The following is a 22,171-nucleotide window of genomic DNA, read 5'->3' on the forward strand; positions in this document are numbered from 1 at the left end:
CTACCGAACCTTGACGAATGCCATTTCTTGCCCGTCCTGCCCCATCACGTGCGTCGAGCACGCCAAGCATGGATCAAAGGAATGGATCGTACGCAAGATCTCCAGGGGCCTCTGGGGATCAGCCATCGGCGTATTGATCAGAGAGGCTTCAAATGCGCCGATATTGCCCTTGGAATCACGAGGCGAGCCGTTCCACGTCGTTGGCACGACACATTGGTAGTTGTCGATCTTGCTCTGTTTGATTTTGATCCAGTGCCCGAGCGCCCCGCGCGGCGCCTCGCTAAAGCCGTAGCCCTTGGCCTCTTTCGGCCAGCAGTCCGGCTTCCACTTGCCGACATTGGCGGTTGCTGTGTCACCCGCCGTGATGCGAGCGACCAACTTGTCCTGAAAAGAACGCATCTGATGCGCCGCCCACTGGCATTCAAGCGCGCGCGCCGCAGTCCGGCCAAGCGTGGAGAATAACGCGGAGACGGGAAGATCAAGGGCCTTGAGGAGCTTCTCGGTCGGATCCTTGAACTCGGGATTGCCCTGCGCATAACCTATGATGTATCGCGCAAGCGGACCTACCTCGACGGCGTTGCCCCGCCAGCGGGGCGCCTTGATCCAGGAATACTTGCCGCCTTCGTCGAGTTCCTTGATCTCCGTCCTGGTGCCCTTGGTCTTGCCCCCAAGCTGAAAATTCGGCTCGGTTATGCCATCCCAAGGATGCAGTCCGATCGATTCATCAGGATATTCATACCAGGAGTGCGCGACGTATTCCTGAATCTGGTCGGGATCGGCGTGGTCGATGGGCAAAACCTCCTTGAGATTGCCATTGAGAATAACGCCGCGCGGCAGCTTCAGACTTTTGCTCGAATAATCATTGACGATTTCGGGAATGTCGCCATAGGACATCACGTTGACACCCGATAGCCCGCCTCCATAGAGCCAGTCCTTGTAGAACGATCCAATCGCGGCGATGTCGGGTAGGTAAACTTGTTCGACAAACTCGATCGAGCGGTCGATGATCGAGGAGACCAGATTGAGCCGCTCGATGTTGAGCGCTCCCACCGCGCCAGTGCCATCAACGTTGATTGCGCATGGCACGCCGCCGACGAGCCAATTCGGATGCGGGTTCTTGCCACCGTAGATGGCGTGGATCTTGACGATCTCCTTCTGAAAGTCGAGCGCTTCCAAATAATGCGCTACGCACATTAAGTCCGCTTCTGGCGGAAGCTTGTAGGCCGGATGCCCCCAATAGGCATTTTTGAACGGGCCGAGCTGTCCTGATTCGACGAATTTGGTCAGCCTGATCTGCAGATCCTTAAAATATCCCGGTGATGAAAGTGGCCAGGGAGAGATCGACTGTGCGAACACCGACGTCACCTTCGGGTCGGCCTTCAGCGCGGCGACGACGTCGACCCAATCCAGCGCGTGCAGATGATAAAAATGCACCAGATGATCATGCACCTGCAGACAGAGCTGCATGATATTGCGGATCGAGTTGGCATTGTCCGGAATTGTGATTCCGAGAGCATTTTCAACGGCGCGCACGGAGGTGAGCGCATGGGCGCCGGTACAGACACCGCAAATCCGTTCGGTGAACGCCCAGGCGTCGCGCGGATCGCGCCCACGGAGGATGGTTTCGATGCCACGCCACATCGTTCCGCTTGAGACGGCGTTGCAGATCACATTGTGGGAATCGAGGTTGACCTCGACGCGAAGGTGCCCCTCGATCCGGGTCAGCGGATCGACAACAATACGCTTTCCGGCCCCATCGAGCTTGAACTTGTTAGTGGTCTCGGCGTCCATCGTTGTCCTTCCCGGGCACTCGATCATTTTCCTCGGCTGCACCCTGCCGTTCACGGGTCAGCCACTTCGCGGCCGTGACCGCTGCATGCGCCGCAACGGCTACGCCGACTGCGCTGGCGGCGGCCATCCCGATCTGATCGGCGCTCTTCTCAATGCCGAATTGCTTGATGGTTGTAAGTCGGTCGTAAAACGAGCCCTGGTCCCAGAAGCCGTCCTCGGAGCAACCGAGGCAGCCGTGGCCGGATTGGATCGGAAAGGAAATTCCTCCGTTCCAGCGTACGGCCGAGCAGGCGTTGTAGGTGGTCGGCCCCTTGCAACCCATCTTGTAGAGGCAATAACCCTTGCGCGCAGCCTCATCGTCCCACTCCTCGACGAATTGGCCAGCATCGAAATGGGATCGCCGATAGCACTTGTCGTGAATGCGCTGAGAGTAGAACATCCTTGGACGCCCCTGGCGGTCGAGCTCAGGCAACCTTCCGAAAGTGGTGATGAACGTCAGCACGCCGGTCATGACTTCGGCGACCGGCGGGCAGCCGGGCACCTTGATGATCGGCTTGTTCGTGATCACCTTGTCGATCGGCGTCGCGTTAGTCGGGTTGGGCTTGGCCGCCTGCACGCAACCCCAGGACGCGCAAGAGCCCCAGGCGATGACCACCTTCGAGGCTTCGGCCATCCACTTCAGCTTTTCAACGAAGGGCCTGCCACCATCAATGCAGAACATGCCGCCCTCATTCAGCGGCGGATTGCCTTCGACGGCGAGCACATATTGGTTCTCGTGTTTGGCGCGGGTCTCCTCGAGAATGGCTTCGGCTTGATGTCCAGCCGCAGCCATGATTGTGTCGTCATAATCGAGTGAAATCATCGACAGCACGACGTCTTTGACCAATGGGTGGGCCGAGCGGATAAAGCTTTCCGAGCAACAGGTGCATTCGAGACCGTGCATCCAGATCACGGGCACACGCGGCTTCGTCTCCAGCGCTTCGGCGATACGGCCTGCTCCAGGTGAACCGAGCCCAAGAGTCGCTGCGGTCAAGCTACAGAATTTGTAGAAACTGCGACGCGTGATACCCTGACGTCTGATCACGCTGTAAAACGTGTCCGTAGCATCACCCATAATCCCTTCCCTGTGATCGGTTATCGGCCGCAACAAATTGCTGACATGCAGGACAGCAAGAAGCAGGCCAAGAAGTCATGGACAGTCTGACAGATAGCAGGCGATTTGCGATTTATGGCAAGGATTGGCGAGCTGCTGTCGAACCGCTCTTCCGGCAACCGCAAGCTGGATGGCAATTCTCGTGCAAGCCCGCGAGCTCCTACACGACGGGACCGAACGCCATGAGCCGCCTAATGCCCAATTGATGGACCGATTGCGACTTAGGTGCGAAGTCTAATGAGGCGCATCATATGAACGTGCAGGTTGATAGCCGTGATCCGCCACCCATCCCCTTAGCGCCATGCGCGTCCGATTTGAAACGTTGACGTGAGGAAGCCGACCGGTCAGCACGATCTGACATCGCTCGCAGGAGGCGGCTTTCGCTTGCCGTTCGCCACCTTTTGTGGGCCAAAGCAGCCATGACAGGGTCTTGCCGTCCAGAAGCCGTCCGCCGGCCTGCCTTCTCTCGCCGAACCTCGTCAGCTTCTGGCAAGCTAACCGCCCTAACATGAGAATCCAGCTTCTCAATGCCGACGTGGCCGATGACTGAACTGATGACGAATCTGGGATAGCCGCTGGCCGATCCGCAAGAGAGGCTGTGTTCTCAAAACCGAAGGAAAGCCATATGGATTTCAATCCGATCGATGGCGGCGGATCCCCGGGATCCCCACACTCCTACACCTGGACTCAACAGGATCGTGATCTATTCGATCAGATCATGAATGAAGCCGGACCATCATCGTCCGCCGCCCCGGAGGAGACGGCATATGATGTCTCATTCTCCGTTCCCGAGAAATTTACGCAGGGCTCCCAAGCCGCCCCGGGCCGAATGGTCGAGAGACTGGGTCATCTGGGTCTCCTGCCGGACTCGGATCAACCCACGATGACCTACGAGATCAGGGGACATCGCTACACGGCTGCGTTGAGCCCGTCTGACGGCGTTCGCCTCATCCACAATCCTCCGGAGGATCAACGGATCGGCACCGGCCCCGCGGGGCTGCCGGATTTCGGAGCATTCATCCTAGAGGCCAGACGGCGTGGGTTCCCGCTTCCGGAGCAGTGGGCCCCGCCAGCCCTCATTGAGAAGTTGCGCGAAACGGGTTTCATGCCTACCGCCAACAATCCAACGACCATCGCGATCGACGGTCGGACATACAAGGCGGAATTGACCGAAGGAGGGTTCGTCAGGCTTAGACGGTCCGGGTGAGGCGCCCGGCAAATGCGCTGCGTCAGAACCGATCTGGCTACGCGCGGTTATAGTTGAGGTTCGGAAATCGCACGCCATGGCCTCTGCATTGCAGAGGCCATTTCTTTTGCGGATTCGCGATGCAGCCACCTGACTTTAGCGAGGGGCGATTGGTTCGCAATCAAGCCTGACCAATCGCTTTCGTGTGCAAGCGCATCATCGTCTGTCCGCAAACGATCTCGCTCGCGCGGCGGCCGTCTTTGGTGGCTTAGCCGCCGGACCAACAGTTTGAGCTCGATCTTGCGCCCGCGGCCCCCACTTTCTGGCTCTCGACCGCAAGGAGGACGGTAGCACGCGAGGCTCGCGCCCACGCGCCGGTTGCCTGACGGCTAATTCGGTCTGCCCGGTATCGTCGGGGATGGCGTTGCGCCTGGCTGCTCGGCGCTTGGCGGGGGCGTCGCAGCCGATGGCGCGGTGGTCGCTTGGCCTGCGCCCTGTGGGGGACGACCGACCGTGATGGTGAGCAGACCCTGGCCCCAGAGCCGCTCTGCCGCTCTCTTGGCATCCTCCAATGTCACCGCATCCACAATTGCGTTGTGGTTTTCGATATAGTCGATCGGCAACCTGTCGAGCTGATGCTGCAGCAGCGTTCGCGCAAGCTTTGATGATGTGTTGAGAGCCAGCATCTGCGAGCCCTTCAGGTAAGACTTTGCATCATCGAGTTCTTGTTGGGTCGGTCCTTCCTTGGCAATTTGGCGGACCTGCCTCGCGATCTCTTCGACGGTATCATCGGCGCGAACGGTGCGGGTGCCGCTATGGCCGACGAACACGGCGGAATGATCCATCCACGCCAATCGCTCGCTGGCAAAATAGGCCAGCCCCCGCTTCTCGCGTACTTCGCGGAACAGCCGCGACGACAGATCCCCGCCGCCCAGGATGTGGTTGACGACATAGGCCGCCATGAAATCGGGCTCGCTGCGGCGGACGCCGGGTCCGCCGAAAGTCACAACTGTTTGCGGCACATCGAGCGGGATAAAGACCTGCTGTGGCGGCTTTGCTGCGATCACGTCGGGAATCAGCTTCAAATCCGCCTTGGCCGGCAGGCCGCCAAAGGTCTTATCGAGCAGTTTGCAAAGGGTCTCCGGCTCAACGTCGCCGACGGCCGCGATCTTGAGCGTGTCTCTTGCGATCACCCGTCGGACATAGTCCTTAAGATCTGCGATCTCGATCTTCGGCACGCTCTCGAGTGTGCCTCCAGTCGGGCGAGCATAGGGATGATCGTGAAAGGCGACTTCGAAGAACTTGCGGTTGGCGAGCGACGAAGGATCGGTCGAGTCATGCCGAAGGCGCCCAAGCACGCTGGCACGGATCCGTTCGACATCGACCGCGTCGAAACGTGGCGAGATTAGCGCCATCCGTAACAGGTCGAAGGCCTCCTCCCTATCGCCCTCGAGCGTGCGCAAGGCGCCGCGCAATTCGTCTTGAGTCGTTTCAAAGCTCAGCTCGATGGCGCGACGGTCGATCCGCTCATGAAAGGCTTTGGAGTCTAGATCACCGGAGCCTTCGTCGAGCAGGCCCGCAACCATGCGCCCGACGCCTGGTTTGTCGGCGGGGTCCTGGGTCCCGCCGCCGCCGAAAGCAAACTGCATCGCGATCAACGGGACAGTGGCGTCCTGCACGAACCAGGCTTCTATACCGCACGCCGAGACCAGCCGCTGGATCTTGATTGCGGCAAGCGCCTTGGCTGCGGAAAGCGAAGGTGGCGAGGCGAGCATCGCGACGGAAAGCGAGGCGCCGCCGAGGAGGACGTCCCGCCGTGTGAAGGAATACGTCATGATCGGTTCTCCTCTACCTCGGCATTGACTCTTGGGTGAGATAGCCGGTCACCGAGCGTTTTTTGTTGAGCCATTTCCGCGCGGCTTCGCGCACCTGCTGGGCGCCGACTGCGCGGACGCCGTCCGGCCAACCTCGGATATCGTCGATGCTCAGTCCCGTCGTGAGCCCGCGGCCATACCAAGTCGCAAGTACTTCCTGATCGTCCTGACCGTAGATTGCTTGCGCCATCAACTGCGTCTTGACTCGTTGAAGATCCTCCTCGCGCGCGCGATTATGCGCAACATCGGCGATCACCTCATCGACGGCGCGCTCAATCTGAGCGAACCCGACACCGGGTTTCGGTGTGGCAAAAATCATGAAGTGCGAATGATCGAGCGAGCTACGAGGGTAGCTCGCTCCGGCGCTGATCGCGAGTTGCTTGTCGATGACCAGCGCCCGATAGAGATAGGAGTTGACGCCGCCGCCGATCAATCGCGCGAGCACATCAAGCGCCGGACTCTCGCCGGAGGAGGCTGTGTAAGCCGATGGCACGAGGTAACAGCGGCCCAAGGCCGGCTGCCTGACGCGGGCATCGGCCAGCATCACTGTACGCGGCGCGGCCGGCGTCGGCTCCTGCGGTCGCACCCGTTTCGCAGGGATCGATGGTTGCGGGGGAATGTCACCAAAATGCTGCTCCACCATCGGATGGATCTCGTTGGCCTCGACGTCACCGGCGATGATAAGTATGGCGTTGTTCGGCGCGTAAAAGCGCTTATAGAAGGCGAGCGCGTCTTTGTAGTCGAGCTGTTCGATTTCCTGGCGCCAGCCGATCACAGGCCGGCCGTAGGGATGGTTAAGGTAAAGCGCTGCCATCATCTGCGTGGCGAGCTGCGCATCCGGCTTGTTGGCGATGCGCATATTGAATTCCTCCAATACGACGTCGCGCTCGGCCAGCACGTTCTTATCTTCGAGAATGAGGCCGGTCATGCGGTCGGCTTCAAATTCCATCATCTGGCCGAGCTTCTCGCGCGGCACCTGCTGGAAATAGCTGGTATAGTCGACCCCAGTGAAGGCGTTGTGGGTGCCGCCGGCTCGCAGCACAGCCCGGACGAATTCATCCGCAGTATGTTTGGCCGTACCCTTGAACATCAGGTGTTCGAGGAAGTGCGCGAGCCCCGATTTGCCTGGCGGCTCGTCGGCAGAGCCGACCTTATACCAGATCATCTGGGTCACAACGGGGGTGCGATGATCCGGAATCACCACTACCTGTAGGCCGTTGTGAAGCGTGAAGCTCGCTGGTCGATCCGAGGTGGCAGTGTTCAGGACGGGGAGGCTCCCTGAAACGTATCGGACGCCACTATTCCGGCCATCATCGGCCCCGCATTCGACCGCCGGCGCTGTGCATGTCGCGCCAGGGCCGGTGCCGAGCACCTTATTCGTCAAAGAACTCAAGTTCACGCGTCGCCTTTCGTCTCATAGAAATCCACGATCTGTAGCGGAAGTCCCGACAAAGCGGATAGCCGCACATGACTGGAAAGCAACAGAGCAAAGACCGGGCCAATCGCCGACGGCGTCGCGCACGGGCACGCTGCGCGGTCAATTGGACCCAAAACAAAACGCGGCGCGCACAGTCTGGCCACCGGTCAATCGCCGAGATGTCGTGAACACGACATTGCGCACGAAAGCGCACGCCAACCGGCAGGATGGCAACTTCTCTTTTCCGCATCGACTCGCGACAAGCTTAACGATGCGGGTGAAGCCGTCGCTGCGGCGCTCTTCGTCCGCCCGGACATTATGAAATGCCTCAGGCGTCACCGGCAGCCATCGGATTTCGGATGAACAACAATTGTTTTCAAACGCCGAGCGGTCATATTCCACATACAGATCAATGTCTTGCTTGAACATGCGGGCGACGCTCTTCTGCTGGCGATCGATCAACGGGCCGCGCAGGCGCTAACTGGCCTTGGCAAGGCAGAACTCAACGCGCGCTTGTTGGTGTTGCGCTGAACCTCAAGGTCTCGACAAAATAGATCAACCGATCGGTGGCCTCCGTCGACTTGTTGCTTTTGTATGAGACGAGTTCCTGCGCCAGCGCAGCTTCGTTGTCGTGTGCGCTAGGTATATTCCAGCGCCGCAACTCCTCGCCGCTATGATTATGGGGTAGGTTACGCTGGGGAGACGGCGGCAGCCACTTGAAAACCGCTATTGTTGCCGCCTCGCCTGGTTCTGGCCGAGGCTTGACAAAGGCGCTCGGCGCGGGGCTCGACTCTTCAGGTGCAGACCGGGTCGATGCTTTTCTGCCGTTGCCCCTAAAGTCCTGCAGCGATCGCGACCCTCATCAGCTCCGACATGTTCCGCGCGTTCGTCTTGGCCATCAAGTTCGCACGATAAACCTCAACCGTGCGCGGGCTGATGCCCAGCTCGTGGGCGATCACCTTATTAATCTTGCCCGTCAGCAGTCCCTGCAAAACGTCACGCTCGCGTGGTGACAAGTCAGCCAGGCGAGCCTCAGCCTGCAGCTTTACGCTATTATCGGTAACTTTCGGCGGCGACTCCAAGGCGTCACGGATCGCACGCAGAAGCACTTCGTCATCGAACGGCTTTTCGATGAAGTCCGCTGCTCCGGCCTTCATTGCCTCCACCGCGAGTGCCACATCTCCGTGACCAGTCATCAGAATGACAGGACTACTGGCGCGGTCGGACTTCAGCTTGCGGACCAGTTCAAGCCCCGTCATGCCAGGCATGCGAATATCAGATATTATGCAACTGGACTGACCATCCGCAAAATGATCGAGAAACTCGATCGCACTCTCATACGCAGCCACGGCGAAGCCGTTCACCTCCAGCAGGAAAGTCAACGAATCTCGCATCGCCGGATCATCGTCGATCACGAGAATTGTTGGTCGCGCAGTCATGGTCCTTGTTCGCCCTTTGCGGTGGCACCGATTCCGTAATCGTGTATCGGGCTGACTGCCGCCAGCCACTCTGGGGAGCGGCGATACCGGTCGCCGTCAGATGCTACGCCGGCAAGCCTTACACCTGATTTACATTACAGCGTTTGCTGATTGGAAGCCACCGTCCGCGCGGGGCTGCGCACGTCTCAGTAGACATGCATCAATGTGGGAATGTCGTCACGACCCAGCCCAGATGCGACAATGGGAGAGAACCGTGCGCTGGGAGAGTTGGCGGCGCTTGCCTGACCCGGCCGTGATCCCCAGGACGTGCGCGAGCATCCGTGCATATTGACCTCTACACCTCGTCCGTTCACCGCCATAAGGCGGCTCGGAAAGCCTCCCACGAACCTGGTGGCTGATTCCCATGATGGAATCGCTGATATCGATCATGGCCCTAGCTAGTCGACACAGCGTGCTGTGGGACCGGCTGCCGGTCTCGGGGTGGCGGATCCCGCTCGCTTCTTGGGCCATACCTGTTGCGGCAGATCAAGACAGAGATCGATCTCCGATGGCAACATCCGTAGACTTGAGCAGCTCACAAGAGAGATAGCGATGCCATCATTCGATATTCGATTTATCAAGACGGTTTGCGACGACACAGGTCACGAACATCGCGCTTGCCAGGCGGCATTCAAGGTCGATGCCACCTCTCTCACCGCAGCGGCCCAGCAGGCAGAGGCCGATTTCTGCAAACAGAAGGGCGTCCGCGACTGGACCATCTTTGCGGACGCGATGGAGCTTCGAACGCCTCCGGCGTTACCGCCGGGATGGGGCGGCTAGGCGCGGAACTTTTTTTTGGACAGTGCTGCTCGCCGCCACACGGTGATTGAACTGCGCTGCGGTCGCATCTCTTACACCTGACAAACTCGTATTCTCGGTTTTGCGCGGTTGCAAAAGCTGAAAATCAGACCCGCGCCAGGTCGAGCAGGCTGGGCTTCTCAGCGCAGCTATGTTGATCGATGAGGAGTTTGCCGGCCGGCCCAATTTAACGATTGAAAACGATCCTTTCGCGGCGCGGATCGACAGCCAAGGCAGATCAGCAAAGGGCTGATGTGCCACTTCCAAGCGCTGGCAGAAGCCGGTGCTGACGGGCGACCCGCGCCAATTGTGCATGTGGCCACGAACACCTTTTTAACGCGCAGGTATAGACCAGTTCAATACGGCACGTGGACTGCGTTTCTCGATCGTTGTGACCTTCATTTGACGCAGATCAAACCTGCACCTGCGACCATCCGCTACGGAGGGCCAATGGGTGCAAAGAATGGTCATTCAATCAAACAGCAACGCATCTCCGCTGTTAGAGCGCGCCCTCGATCGTCTGCGTTCGCTGCGGTCCCAGCAGCGGACTTTTCTCAAATGACCGACCGGCCGGTCGAGGAGGTCGCGCGCGAACCAAGGCTCTCCAGGTGGGATTTCCGCGCCCTGCCCCTCCGGCCGACCACTCCTGCACTTCTGCGGAGGCGTCTGGCGCATGCCCGCTCATCGGAAGGCGCGCTCGTCACCTCGCGCAATGAGGCGCCAGGCGACCTTCAGGGAATATGCGGCTTGTGTCTCGAAAAGCTGCCCCGTGGTGCAGAGCTTCGTAGAGAGCGGGCGAGCCCGCCGAGATGCCGCCCGGACGAACTGACATTGAGAGCGCTTGGCCGCGCAATGGACGACAAGTGCCCTCGTTCGGCGATTAACGTCACTCAATCTGGTGACTGGCCACCCTGGTTTCCCAAGCTTCCTCGCATTCAAGGAAAGCCTCGACATGACTAGTCCGCCCCCTGTTTCAAAGTCGATGACGACGGGTGAAGCCTGCCTGATGTCTGCATCCGCAGTCCTTGCCTTCACCAGTTTTTTTGCCGCGGCAATGGGACACGACGCGGCCTTTACGTTTCATGCCTCGCTTGCCTCAGTAGCGGGCCTGATCGCTGCGGCCGTGATCCTCAATCGCTACTATGATCGTCCGGCCACGTTGCCGCCGCAAGCGATCGGCGGCAGGCCGAACTACTATCTCGGTCCGATCAAATTCGCTTCCACAATGGCAATGTTCTGGGGCATTGCCGGCTTTACGGTGGGCCTACTGATTGCCCTCCAACTGGCGTGGCCCGCGCTCAACTTCAACCTGCCATGGACTACATTCGGTCGGCTGCGCCCGCTGCACACCTCGGCGGTGGTCTTCGCATTCGGCGGCAACGTCTTGATCGCGACCTCTTTCTACGTCGTGCAGAAGACCTGCCGCACGCGTCTTGCGGGCGACCTTGCACCCTGGTTCGTGGTGGTTGGCTACAACTTCTTCATCCTGGTCGCCGGTAGCGGATATTTGCTCGGCGTGACGCAGTCGAAGGAATATGCCGAGCCGGAATGGTATGCCGACCTTTGGCTGGCGATCGTCTGGGTCACATATCTGCTCGTGTTCTTGATGACGCTCGTGAAGCGCAACGAGCCGCATATCTTCGTAGCCAACTGGTTTTATCTCGCGTTCATCATCACCATCGCGGTCCTGCATCTTGGCAATAATCCAGCGCTTCCGGTCTCGTTTCTCGGGTCCAAGTCCTACATCGCCTGGGGCGGCGTGCAGGACGCCATGTTCCAGTGGTGGTACGGCCACAATGCGGTCGGCTTCTTCCTGACTGCAGGCTTCTTGGCGATCATGTACTACTTCATTCCGAAGCGGGCCGAGCGTCCGATCTATTCCTATCGGCTCTCCATCATCCACTTCTGGGCCCTGATCTTCCTGTACATCTGGGCCGGTCCACACCACTTGCACTACACCGCGTTGCCCGACTGGACCCAGACGCTCGGCATGACGTTCTCCATCATGCTCTGGATGCCTTCCTGGGGAGGCATGATCAACGGCCTGATGACGCTGTCGGGAGCCTGGGACAAACTGCGTACCGACCCTGTGCTGCGCATGCTGGTGGTCTCGGTCGCTTTTTACGGCATGTCGACCTTCGAAGGCCCGATGATGTCGATCAAAGTCGTCAATTCGCTCAGCCACTACACGGACTGGACGATCGGTCATGTGCATTCCGGCGCGCTGGGCTGGGTCGGCTTCGTCTCGTTCGGTGCGCTGTATTGTCTCGTGCCCTGGATCTGGAATCGGTCGCTCTACAGCCTGAAGCTGGTCAGCTGGCACTTCTGGATCTCGACGATCGGCATCGTGCTCTACATCTCCGCGATGTGGGTCTCGGGGATCCTGCAGGGCCTGATGTGGCGGGCCTATACGTCTCTTGGCTTCCTTGAATACTCCTTCATCGAATCCGTCGAGGCGATGCATCCCTTCTACATCATCCGCGCTGCGGGCGGCGCGCTGTTCCTGGTCGGCGCGCTGATCATGGCCTTCAATCTCTGGATGACGGTCAATGCCGGCAAGATCAATGAGACCGAGGGCGCCGGCCTCCTCCAGCCTGCTGAATAGGTCGCACGATGTCTCTCTGGAACCGACACAAGATCTTTGAGAAGAACTCGATCATCCTGATCGCGGGTATTCTCCTCGTCATCGCGATCGGCGGGCTGGTCGAGATTACCCCGCTGTTCTACCTCAAGAGCACGATCGAGGCGGTCGACGGCGTGCGGCCCTACACCCCGCTCGAACTTGCAGGTCGCAACATCTACGTCCGCGAGGGGTGCTATCTCTGTCATTCGCAGATGATTCGGCCGCTGCGTGATGAGGTCGAGCGTTACGGTCACTACTCGCTGGCCGCGGAAAGCATGTACGACCATCCGTTCCAGTGGGGCTCCAAGCGCACCGGGCCCGATCTGGCGCGCGTCGGCGGCAAATATTCCGACGATTGGCACGTCACCCATTTGACCGACCCGCGGGCGATCGTGCCGCAGTCGGTGATGCCCGGATATCCGTCGCTCGCAAAGGCTGAACTCGACGCGTCCGATATTGCGGCTCATCTGCGCACGAATCGCGCGGTCGGCGTTCCCTATACCGACGAGCAGATCGCCAACGCGGCCGCCGACCTGAAGGCGCAGACCGATCCCGACAGTGCTGGCTCCGACGCGTTCCAGAAGCGTTATCCGAAGGCTCTGGTTCGCAACTTCGACGGCAAGGGCGGCAATCCGACCGAGCTCGACGCGCTGATCGCCTATTTGCAGATGCTCGGCACGCTCGTCGACTTCAAGCTCTACAACGAAAAAGCCAATTTGCGCTGAGGGCACGAGAATGAAAGCGATCATTCAGGTCGAGAATTTTGCGTCGAGCCTGGTCGGCACGGTCTGGACCCCCATCTTTGTCGGACTCTTCATCGCCATCGTCGCCTACGCGCTTTGGCCCCGCAACAAATCTCTCTTCGATGCCGCAGCCCGGATGCCGCTGCGGGAGGATTGATCGATCATGAGCGAGCATAGCGAGATTGACCATGTTTCCGGCCGCAGCACGACCGGTCACGAGTGGGACGGCATCAAAGAGCTGAATACGCCGCTGCCACGGTGGTGGATATTGACGTTCTACGCCACGATCATTTGGGCGATCAGCTATTGGCTCGTCTATCCGGCCTGGCCGCTCGTCTCGGGCTATACCTCCGGACTGCTCCACTACTCGACCCGCGCCAGCGTCGCGACCGACCTGGCCGACCTCGAGGAGCTGCGTGGTGAGAAAATGGCAGTCCTCGGCAGCGCTTCCCTGGCCGCGATCGAGAATGATCCAGCCCTGCTGGCGCTTGCGCGCGCTCGCGGAAAGACCGTGTTCGCGGACAATTGCGCGCCATGTCACGGCAGCGGAGCCGCTGGCGCCAAGGGATTTCCCAATCTCAACGACGACGATTGGCTGTGGGGCGGCACGCTCGACCAGATCACGCAGACGATTCAGTTCGGGGCGCGGTCCGGACATGCCAAGGCGCATGAAGGCCAGATGCTGGCATTCGGACGGGACGGGATCCTCAAGAAGGATGAGATCGTCACCGTTGCCAACTATGTGCGCTCGCTCTCCGGTCTTTCCACCGCGCCGAACTTCGATGCGGCGGCCGGCGAGAAGACCTTCGCCGAGAACTGCGCGAGCTGCCATGGCGACAATGCCAAGGGCAATCAGGAGGTCGGTGCGCCCAACTTGACCGACCAGATCTGGCTATATGGCTCCGACGAGGCGACACTGATCGAGACCATCACCAACGGCCGCGCCGGCGTGATGCCGGCTTGGGTCGGTCGTCTGGATCCGGTCACCATCAAGGCGCTGACCGTCTATGTGCACTCGCTAGGAGGCGGCAAGTAACCGCCGCCATAGCGGGTGCCATTTCCGAGACTGCTGATCGAGGTCAAATCGGCACCGAGACGTCGATGTAGCATCGACTAACCGTCTCACCCGAGCAGACGCATGAACAAGCCCGTGCCGCCCGATGAACTCATGACCGGCGAAACCGGACCGCTCTACGCGCCTCGCAAGAAGGTGTTTCCACAGAGCGTGTCGGGACGGTTCCGCTCCATCAAGTGGCGGCTGATGGCCGTCTGCCTGGGAATCTATTACCTGCTGCCGTTTATGCGTTGGCATCGCGGCCTCGGCGCGCCCGATCAGGCCGTACTGATCGATTTTCCCAACCGACGCTTCTATTTCTTCTTCATCGAGCTGTGGCCGCAGGAGGTCTATTATTTCACCGGCCTGCTCGTGCTCGCGGCTTTCACGCTGTTCCTGATGAACGCGCTGGGCGGCCGCATCTGGTGCGGCTATCTCTGCCCGCAGACGGTCTGGACCGATCTGTTCTATGCCGTCGGGCGCTTCGTGGAAGGCGGCCGTCGCGAACAGATCAAGGCCGATGCCGGACCGATGACCGTGAAGCGGGCCGGTCGGCGCGTGCTCAAACATGCGATCTGGCTCGTGATCGCGTGGTGGACCGGCGGTGCCTGGGTGCTGTACTTTTCCGACGCCCCGACATTGGTACGCGACCTCGCCACCCTCCAGGCACCCGCGCTCGCCTATATCTGGATCGCGATCCTGACCGCCTCGACCTATCTCCTGGCCGGCTACATGCGAGAGCAGGTCTGCGTCTATATGTGCCCGTGGCCGCGCATTCAGGCGGCGCTGACCGATGAATGGGCGCTCAACGTCACCTACAAATATGATCGTGGCGAGCCGCGCTGCTCGGTGAAGAAGGCTTTCGACATCCGGGCGCTTGGGGAAAAGGCCGGCGATTGCATCGACTGCAATCAGTGCGTGGCGGTCTGCCCGACCGGGATCGACATCCGCGATGGCGCACAACTTGGCTGTATCCAGTGCGGCCTGTGCGTCGATGCGTGCGATGCGGTGATGACCAAGGTCGGCCGCAAGACCGGCCTGATCGGCTATGACAACGACATCAATATCCAGCGCCGCACTGCCGGCAAGCAAGAGATCTTCAAGCCGGTTCGGGCGCGGACGGTCGTCTATGCCGGCCTGATCACCGTGGTCTGCGCGGTGATGCTCTACGCCCTGATGTCCCGGACCTTGCTGGACATCAACGTGCTGCATGACCGCAATCCGGTGGCGGTGCGCCTCAGCGATGGTTCGATCCGCAACGGCTACACGTTGCGTTTTCTGAACAAGCGCGGCTTCGACCGCGTCATCGCGATCGATGTCGATGGGCCGCCGGCCGCCAAGTTCCACGTCATTGGCATCGATTCGGTGACGCCGGATCGTCCAATGATCGTTCTTGCACGCGATACCAGCAGCGAGCTGCGCGTACTGGTGACCGCACCGTTCGCGGCGAATGCCGACAAATCCGTGCCGATTAGGTTCCGCATAACCGATATCGGTCTAGGAGAGGTCGCCTCGGCAACTGATCATTTCGTTCTCCCATAACGACCGCCGATGGAAACGCCACAATGAGCATAACGACACCAAGCGCGCGACCGATTACCGGACGCTTCGTCCTGATCGCGACGGTCGCATTCTTCGCGGTCGTCATCAGTGTCAACGTGGTCATGATCCGCTTTGCGATCGCGACCCTGCCGGGAACGGAGGTCGATAGCGCCTATCGCGCAAGTCTCGCCTACCAGCGTGAGATCGTCGCCGCGAGGCGACAGAATGAGCGCAACTGGCGGATTGAAGCTCATGTCGAGCGGCGATCCGATGGCGCGGCGTCGCTTGCGATCGAGGCTCGCGACCACGCTGGGACCCCACTTGCCGGAATGACCTTCATCGCGCGGCTGGAGCGGCCGACCGACGACCGCGCCGACCACGCGATCGAGATGACCGAAGCCGATCACGGCCGCTACCGCGGCAGCGTCGACGGCGTCGCCGCCGGACAATGGGACCTCGTGATCGAGGGCGACGCCGGCGGCCGCCGCATGTTTCTGTCGAAGAATCGTATCGTCCTGGATTGAGGCAGCGCGCATGCAGGCGGAAGTCGACTTCTCCCACTATTTGAAAGGTGCGGGTGAGGGACTCGTTCACCTTGATCTCGCAGTTGAAGGTATCAATTGCGCCGGCTGCATGGCCAAGATCGAGCGCAACCTATCCAGTATTCCGGATGTGGTTTCTGCGCGTGTGAACCTCGCCGATAGTCGGCTGGCGCTGGAGTGGAGGCCGGGCGCGCTTGATCCGGCACTGTTCGTGAAGCGCTTGGCGGAACTCGGCTACAAGGCCCATCCATTCAAGCAGGACGATGCCGAGTATCGCGAAGCCCAGCGAGCCCAGGGCCTGCTGCGTCGGCTCGGCGTCGCCGCTTTTGCCGCGATGAACGTGATGATGCTGTCAATTCCAGTCTGGTCCGGCAACGTCTCGGACATGCTGCCGGAGCAGCGCGACTTCTTCCACTGGCTGTCGGCGTTGATCGTCTTACCGGCCGCGGCCTATGCGGCGCAACCGTTCTTTGCTTCCGCGTGGTCTGCGTTGCGCGCGCGGGGTGTCAACATGGACGTCCCGATCAGTATCGGCATCGTGCTCGCCTTGGCGATGTCGGTTGTCGAGACCATCAGCCACGCCGAACACGCCTATTTCGACGCAGCGATCATGCTGATCGCCTTTTTGCTCGCGGGCCGCTATCTCGACCAGAACATGCGGCGGCGTACCCGCACCTTCGCTGGTAATCTCGCCGCACTGAAGGCGGAGACCGCGACGAAGTTCATCAGCTCCACGGAGATCAAGACGGTACCCGCCGCGGCGATCAGGCCCGGCGACATCGTACTGCTGAGGCCCGGCGAACGCTGTGCGGTAGACGGCAACGTGATCGAGGGACGCTCGGAGATTGATCAGAGCCTAATCACCGGCGAGACCCTGCCGGTGAGCGCAGCGCCGGGCAGCGCGGTCTTCGCCGGTACTTTGGTGCGGTCGGGTACGCTCCGTGTCCGCGCGGCGGCGGCCTCGGAGAACACGCTGCTTGCCGAGATCTCTCGGCTGCTCGACCAAGCGCTGCAGGCGCGCTCACGCTATTTGCGCCTCGCAGAGCGCGCATCGCGGCTTTATGCCCCGGTCGTGCACGCAGCCGCCTTTCTGACGATGGTGGGCTGGCTCGCCTACGGTGCAACGCTTCACGATTCGATCGTCACGGCGATCGCAGTGTTGATCATCACCTGTCCCTGCGCGCTGGGCCTTGCGATCCCGGCTGTGCAGACGGTCGCGTCCGGCGCGCTGTTCGGTTCCGGCGTGTTGCTTAATGCCGGCGACGCGATCGAGCGCATCGCCGAGATCGACCGGGTCATCTTCGACAAGACGGGTACGCTGACGCTCCCCGAGCTCGATGTTGCCAATCTGGCGAACCTTCCCGACAACGTCGTCGAGATCGCAGGCCGATTGGCGCTGTCGAGCCGCCATCCGGTCGCCGCTGCCGTGGCGCGCGCCGCGGGTGCCACCGAGCCATTGACTGATATCGAGGAGGAGCCGGGGCAAGGCGTTCGGGGCTATCATGACGGGCAGCCGATCCGGCTTGGCCGGCCCTCGTTCTGCAACGCCGAGAACCTCGCCAACGAGATGCTCAGCCGTGATCCCGAGGCGTCCATTGTCGCATTCAGCCATGGCGACGCGACCTTCGTCTTTGCCGTTCGGCAACAGATGCGGCCGGACGCGGCTGAGATTATCGCGAACCTCAATCGCCTCGGCATCGCGGTCGAGATCGTCTCCGGTGATCGTGAACCTGCGGTGCGGTTCGCGGCCGGAATGCTCGGCATCCACGAATGGCGCGCCGAGGTCTTTCCGGTCGACAAGATCGCGCGCATTGAGGAACTGGCGCGAGGGGGCTGCAAGGTATTGATGGTCGGCGACGGCCTCAACGATGCGCCTGCACTCGCCGCAGCACACGCTTCGATGTCACCGGTCAGCGCCACTCACATGAGCCAGGCCGTCGCGGATGCGGTCTTCCTCGGCGACTGTCTCGCGCCGGTGCTGGTGGCGGTCAAGGTCTCGCGCAAGGCGCTGCATCTGATGCGCCAGAACCTCTGGCTTGCCGTGATCTACAATGCGCTGGCGGTGCCGGTTGCGATCGCCGGCCTCGTTACGCCGCTGATTTCCGCAGCGGCGATGTCTGGCTCGTCGCTGTTGGTCATGCTCAATGCGCTGAGGGCGCGAGCGAGGGAGGCTGTCTGATGGAAGTCCTGGTCTATCTGGTTCCGCTCGCGCTCGCCCTGGGCTTCCTCGGCCTGCTCGGATTTCTCTGGTCGCTCAAGAGCGGCCAGTATGACGACCTCGACGGCGCGGCGTGGCGTGCCATCGCCGATGACGAGCCTGTCACCGATCACGGCGTATCCGAGTGGTGGAAATGAACCAGCGCGACCGCGGCAGCGACGGTCAGCGCGGTACAGGCAAACGCCAGGATCAGGCCGGCGGCCATTCGCCAGCAAGACGTCGCACGATGCGACCGCAGGTTCAGAACTGCGAGCAATCTGTCGATGGATGCAAGCCGAGACATGGTCAGCAGCAACTCATCGGCAGGACCTCGGGTTGCCAGTAGCGCCAGTGCGTCGGCGAGACCTCTATGGGCTGCATTGTTGTGGCGTCGACCCATGCGTCGCCGTGGCGCAGGCAGGGAAACGCCAGCCTGCGCGGATCGACATCGAACACTGCAAGTTCGATCGCACAGTCGAATGGAGCGGTCGTGACGTCCCGCCATCCCAGCAAAGTGAGCCAACGAAAGATGACATTGAATGTTCGACGCATGCCGGGCTTCATCTGTGAACGATGACGTCGAGCATGACAGTTTGGATCGCCAGAGCAGTTGATGTGGCGCAATCAGACAGCAAAAGACGGATTGGCAGCTTCGGACGGAAGCGACGGCAACGCTGACCTGCGTCACTGGACTCGTGCGGCCAATTGCTACATCAACGAGTTGTATCAACGCTGTCAAGGTTTGCTCAAAGCCGGGCAAGACACATGAAGGACAGCGCAGTCTCGAAGGCGATCTCGACAGTACCATTCGATGGCAACATGACGGATGTCGATGACGACGACGTGCATCCGCTCACCTTCGGAGCAATCGATGGTTGGGATAACAGGCGATGGTGAGTGAAGGCATCGACAAGAGTAGAGCCGTTGCGAGCTTTGGTATATTGACACAAGCGGATAGGAGTGACCAGCCGCTTTGGGCTATATAGATAGAAATCGCCCGAGAAGCGAAAGTTTGCGAGGCAAACAGCTTGATGACAATGCGATGTCGCTTCTGGCTTAGGTATGGATCGGCTGTGGCTGCAACGCTACTTGTGTTTGCCGTCCGGCTCGTGCTGGACCGCTATTTCGAAGGACGCAGTTTCACTGTCATCTACGTCCCGGCCGTGATGTTTGCCGCCCTGGCTGGCGGACGTGGCCCGGCGCTCCTCGCGACAGTCCTGTGTCTTGGGGCCACACTATTCTTCCTCGGAAATAGACTCCATGCAGATCCGGCTGATCTGATCGACGTGTTGTCATTCGCCGTTCTGGGTCCGATACTCGGCTTCGTCGGAGACCGGCTTTCGCGCGAGTCGGAGGATGCACGCTATCGGCAGGCGCAGCTACAATCCATCCTGGACACTGTGCCGGAAGCGATGATCGTGATCGATGAGAATGGGATCATGCGCTCCTTCAGCGTCGCTGCCGAGCGGCTGTTCGGCTGGGCAGCCGCGGAGGTCATCGGGAAGAACGTCTCGATCCTGATGCCCACGCCCTATCGGGATGAACATGACAACTATCTGCACCGATACCGGAACACGGGTGAACGTCGCATTATCGGCATCGGGCGGATTGTTGTCGGAGAGCGCAGGGATGGCTCGACTTTTCCGATGGAGCTGGCGGTCGGCGAGGCCAGGGTCGGTGCGGAAAGGTTCTTTACAGGGTTCATCCGTGATCTGACCGAGCGCAGGAGCGAGGAACGGCGCATGCAGGAGTTGCAATCGGAGCTGGTCCACGTGTCGCGCCTGACCGCGATGGGCGAGATGGCGTCCTCGCTGGCTCATGAGCTCAATCAACCTCTGTCTGCGATCACGAGCTACCTTCGCGGTGCAGCGACGCTGCTGAAGTCAGAGCATGTCGATAAGCAGAGAGTCATCGAAGCGCTGGATCGTAGCGCCGCCCAAACACTGCGCGCCGGCGACATCATCAAGCGGTTGCGAGAGTTCGTTGCGAAGGGCGAAACCCAGCAAACCTTGGAAAATCCAGCCGTGCTGCTGGAAGAAGCCGCGGCATTGGCGCTTGTGGGCGCGAGGGAGCAAGGCGTCCGGGTTTCGCTTCATTGCGATCGCGACCTTCCGGATATCATCGTCGACAAGATCCAGATCCAGCAGGTTGCGCTCAACCTGATCAGGAATGCAGTTGAGGCAATGGAGACAACGAGCCGTCGCGAACTCACAATCGAAGTCAGAAACAGGAACAACACCGCATTCTTCTCGGTGGCCGATACCGGCACGGGGATCAACCCGGAGATCGCGCGGCAGTTGTTTCAGCCGTTTGTCACCAGCAAGCCGAACGGAATGGGCGTCGGCCTCTCCATCTGCCGCACGATCATCGAATCGCATGGTGGCCGCATCTCCGCCCGGTCTCACAATGACGGCGGTACTGTGTTCGAGTTCACCTTGCCCTTTGCCGAGCCGGAACTGCACGAGCGATGAGATCTGTGATGCGCGCCGATGAAGCCAAGGCATCGCGTCCCCTCAGATGTCTATGGAAGGAAGCGAATCACCGTCGACGAATGTCCGCAGGCGAAGAGCGAGACGAGCAGCAGATCGGAATTGTTAGCCTGATAGAAGAACGGTTGCGCGTTGGTAAGACAAGCCGAGCAGACAACCGCGAGAGCAGATTTGCCCGGGTTCAGATCAGAAAAATCAAGGCCGATGTTGTACCATCGATCTGTTCGGGGGATACGACCCTGGACGGTATCTGGAGCGTCTGATGGACTATGAACCGCAGATCGCGCATCGGATTCGGGACCTCGCGTGAATAAGGCTGGACGGCTAGCCGACGCCGCGAGAGATCCACTCGCCATCTTCTCCACAATTGCAAGTTAAGCAGATGAGAGGTGCGCCGCAACGATTGCACCTCGAGCGAAGCTGACAGGTAACCAGCGCTCGACGCCGGTCGGTAACTCCCTGCGGCCCTCCGGAATTGTACTTAGGGGACCGACCGAGATTTCGGAAACATTAAAAAGAGGCAGACTTCCGATCGTGAAGGATCGAACCGGAGTTTTGCCATGCTCATGACGGCCGCCAATTCCCAAAAGTATAGTCGTTCCCTTCCGCTGTTGCGCTCAGGTGTAGCCCAAAAAGACAGTCCGCGGGCTCTGATGGGGGCAGCGATGCGATTTGCCCGCAACGCTGAGATTTACGGTGAAGATGAGCCAGCCGAATACCTTTATCAGGCCATTTCTGGAGCCGTGCGCACCTATCGTATGCTGGATGATGGCCGACGCCAGATCTGCGGTTTTTACCTGCCTGGAGACATCTTCGGCGTCGAGGCCGGCGAGGTTCACCTGTCGTCCGCCGAAGCCCTTAATGATGCCGAGGTGCTCGTGGTGAAACGCAGCAGCCTAATGGCTCGCGCCGAGCGCGAAAAGGATTTCGCCGCGCAGCTTTGGACGCTCACGGTGCGGGAGTTGCAGAGGGTCCAGGAGCATTCCCTTGTCCTGATCAAGAGCGCCGAAGAGCGGGTCGCCGGATTTTTGCTGGAAATGTCCGGCCGCAGCTGCCGCGATGCCGTGATTGAGTTGCCAATGTCGCGGCGGGACATTGCCGATTACCTTGGATTGACGATCGAGACCGTGTCGCGCACATTTACCCAGTTCGTACAATCCGGCATCATTACACTCGAAACATCCCGACGCATCCAGTTGCGCGACGAAGCCGTCCTGAATCGGCTGAACGCGTAATTGGCGCCGTCGATTAGTTTGATGCGGAGGCATCACGACCGCTTTGCGC

The 22,171-nt window shown here is 60.3% G+C and carries 21 protein-coding genes; 14 read left to right on the plus strand and 7 right to left on the minus strand.

Annotation, left to right across the window (positions count from 1 at the left end; all coding sequences use genetic code 11):
• On the minus strand, positions 1-1,791 hold the full coding sequence (locus tag MTX19_RS32015; protein ID WP_280973484.1) for a nickel-dependent hydrogenase large subunit: 1,791 nt from the start codon (positions 1,789-1,791) through the stop codon (positions 1-3).
• Positions 1,772-2,905 (minus strand): hydrogenase small subunit, encoded by a 1,134-nt coding sequence (locus MTX19_RS32020; RefSeq protein WP_280973485.1) that lies wholly within the window; start codon positions 2,903-2,905, stop codon positions 1,772-1,774. Before MTX19_RS32020 ends, MTX19_RS32015 begins: the two co-directional genes overlap by 20 nt.
• A 664-nt stretch (positions 2,906-3,569) precedes the next feature.
• On the opposite strand from MTX19_RS32020, the gene MTX19_RS32025 reads away from it, so the two are divergent.
• Positions 3,570-4,151: a hypothetical protein gene (locus tag MTX19_RS32025; protein ID WP_280980806.1), complete on the plus strand. Its 582-nt coding sequence runs from the start codon at positions 3,570-3,572 to the stop codon at positions 4,149-4,151.
• A gap of 368 nt (positions 4,152-4,519) precedes the next feature.
• Here the strand turns inward: MTX19_RS32025 and MTX19_RS32030 are convergent, their stop codons facing one another.
• The 4 genes from MTX19_RS32030 to fixJ form a co-directional block, all read right to left on the minus strand.
• Positions 4,520-5,905: a pitrilysin family protein gene (locus MTX19_RS32030; RefSeq protein ID WP_280978240.1), complete on the minus strand. Its 1,386-nt coding sequence runs from the start codon at positions 5,903-5,905 to the stop codon at positions 4,520-4,522.
• 73 nt (positions 5,906-5,978) lie between these two features.
• On the minus strand, positions 5,979-7,268 hold the full coding sequence (locus MTX19_RS32035) for a pitrilysin family protein (RefSeq protein ID WP_280978241.1): 1,290 nt from the start codon (positions 7,266-7,268) through the stop codon (positions 5,979-5,981).
• 273 nt (positions 7,269-7,541) lie between these two features.
• Positions 7,542-7,883: a hypothetical protein gene (locus tag MTX19_RS32040; RefSeq protein ID WP_280973487.1), complete on the minus strand. Its 342-nt coding sequence runs from the start codon at positions 7,881-7,883 to the stop codon at positions 7,542-7,544.
• A 371-nt stretch (positions 7,884-8,254) separates the two neighbouring features.
• A complete protein-coding gene (gene fixJ / locus MTX19_RS32045) occupies positions 8,255-8,860 on the minus strand; it encodes a response regulator FixJ (protein ID WP_280980807.1) in 606 nt (201 codons plus the stop codon).
• A gap of 591 nt (positions 8,861-9,451) precedes the next feature.
• Here fixJ and MTX19_RS32050 point away from each other — a divergent pair.
• The 9 genes from MTX19_RS32050 (at position 9,452) to ccoS (ending at position 18,556) form a co-directional block, all read left to right on the plus strand.
• The gene (locus MTX19_RS32050; protein WP_280980808.1) at positions 9,452-9,679 is read left to right on the plus strand and encodes a hypothetical protein; all 228 of its coding nucleotides are present in this window, start codon (positions 9,452-9,454) and stop codon (positions 9,677-9,679) included.
• Positions 9,680-10,679: 1,000 nt separating this feature from the next.
• Positions 10,680-12,302 (plus strand): cytochrome-c oxidase, cbb3-type subunit I, encoded by a 1,623-nt coding sequence (gene ccoN, locus MTX19_RS32055; protein ID WP_280978242.1) that lies wholly within the window; start codon positions 10,680-10,682, stop codon positions 12,300-12,302.
• An 8-nt stretch (positions 12,303-12,310) separates the two neighbouring features.
• A complete protein-coding gene (gene ccoO, locus MTX19_RS32060) occupies positions 12,311-13,045 on the plus strand; it encodes a cytochrome-c oxidase, cbb3-type subunit II (RefSeq protein WP_280973490.1) in 735 nt (244 codons plus the stop codon).
• Between the two features lie 10 nt (positions 13,046-13,055).
• On the plus strand, positions 13,056-13,220 hold the full coding sequence (locus MTX19_RS32065) for a cbb3-type cytochrome c oxidase subunit 3 (RefSeq protein ID WP_280973491.1): 165 nt from the start codon (positions 13,056-13,058) through the stop codon (positions 13,218-13,220).
• A gap of 6 nt (positions 13,221-13,226) precedes the next feature.
• Positions 13,227-14,099 carry a cytochrome-c oxidase, cbb3-type subunit III gene (ccoP, locus tag MTX19_RS32070; protein ID WP_280973492.1) on the plus strand — a complete coding sequence of 291 codons (873 nt, stop codon included), beginning with the start codon at positions 13,227-13,229 and terminating at the stop codon, positions 14,097-14,099.
• Between the two features lie 102 nt (positions 14,100-14,201).
• Positions 14,202-15,659 carry a cytochrome c oxidase accessory protein CcoG gene (gene ccoG, locus MTX19_RS32075; RefSeq protein WP_280980809.1) on the plus strand — a complete coding sequence of 486 codons (1,458 nt, stop codon included), beginning with the start codon at positions 14,202-14,204 and terminating at the stop codon, positions 15,657-15,659.
• A gap of 23 nt (positions 15,660-15,682) precedes the next feature.
• Positions 15,683-16,183 carry a FixH family protein gene (locus MTX19_RS32080; protein WP_280980810.1) on the plus strand — a complete coding sequence of 167 codons (501 nt, stop codon included), beginning with the start codon at positions 15,683-15,685 and terminating at the stop codon, positions 16,181-16,183.
• A 10-nt stretch (positions 16,184-16,193) separates the two neighbouring features.
• A complete protein-coding gene (locus MTX19_RS32085) occupies positions 16,194-18,380 on the plus strand; it encodes a heavy metal translocating P-type ATPase (protein WP_280973497.1) in 2,187 nt (728 codons plus the stop codon).
• Complete coding sequence (gene ccoS, locus MTX19_RS32090) at positions 18,380-18,556, plus strand: cbb3-type cytochrome oxidase assembly protein CcoS (protein ID WP_280973498.1); 177 nt, start codon at positions 18,380-18,382, stop codon at positions 18,554-18,556. The genes MTX19_RS32085 and ccoS overlap by 1 nt, the downstream gene beginning before the upstream one ends.
• Positions 18,557-18,704: 148 nt before the next feature.
• Here the strand turns inward: ccoS and MTX19_RS32095 are convergent, their stop codons facing one another.
• Positions 18,705-18,950 (minus strand): hypothetical protein, encoded by a 246-nt coding sequence (locus MTX19_RS32095; RefSeq protein WP_280980811.1) that lies wholly within the window; start codon positions 18,948-18,950, stop codon positions 18,705-18,707.
• A 213-nt stretch (positions 18,951-19,163) separates the two neighbouring features.
• Between MTX19_RS32095 and MTX19_RS32100 the strand changes: the two genes are divergently transcribed.
• The 4 genes from MTX19_RS32100 (at position 19,164) to MTX19_RS32115 (ending at position 22,122) form a co-directional block, all read left to right on the plus strand.
• Positions 19,164-19,295: a hypothetical protein gene (locus tag MTX19_RS32100; RefSeq protein ID WP_280973500.1), complete on the plus strand. Its 132-nt coding sequence runs from the start codon at positions 19,164-19,166 to the stop codon at positions 19,293-19,295.
• A 176-nt stretch (positions 19,296-19,471) separates the two neighbouring features.
• A complete protein-coding gene (locus tag MTX19_RS32105) occupies positions 19,472-20,869 on the plus strand; it encodes a PAS domain S-box protein (RefSeq protein WP_280973501.1) in 1,398 nt (465 codons plus the stop codon).
• Positions 20,870-20,877: 8 nt separating this feature from the next.
• Positions 20,878-21,150 (plus strand): hypothetical protein, encoded by a 273-nt coding sequence (locus MTX19_RS32110; protein ID WP_280973502.1) that lies wholly within the window; start codon positions 20,878-20,880, stop codon positions 21,148-21,150.
• A 297-nt stretch (positions 21,151-21,447) separates the two neighbouring features.
• On the plus strand, positions 21,448-22,122 hold the full coding sequence (locus MTX19_RS32115) for a helix-turn-helix domain-containing protein (protein WP_280973503.1): 675 nt from the start codon (positions 21,448-21,450) through the stop codon (positions 22,120-22,122).
• Positions 22,123-22,171: the final 49 nt, after the last annotated feature.

The sequence above is a fragment of the Bradyrhizobium sp. ISRA464 genome, from assembly GCF_029910095.1.
Lineage (GTDB): Bacteria > Pseudomonadota > Alphaproteobacteria > Rhizobiales > Xanthobacteraceae > Bradyrhizobium.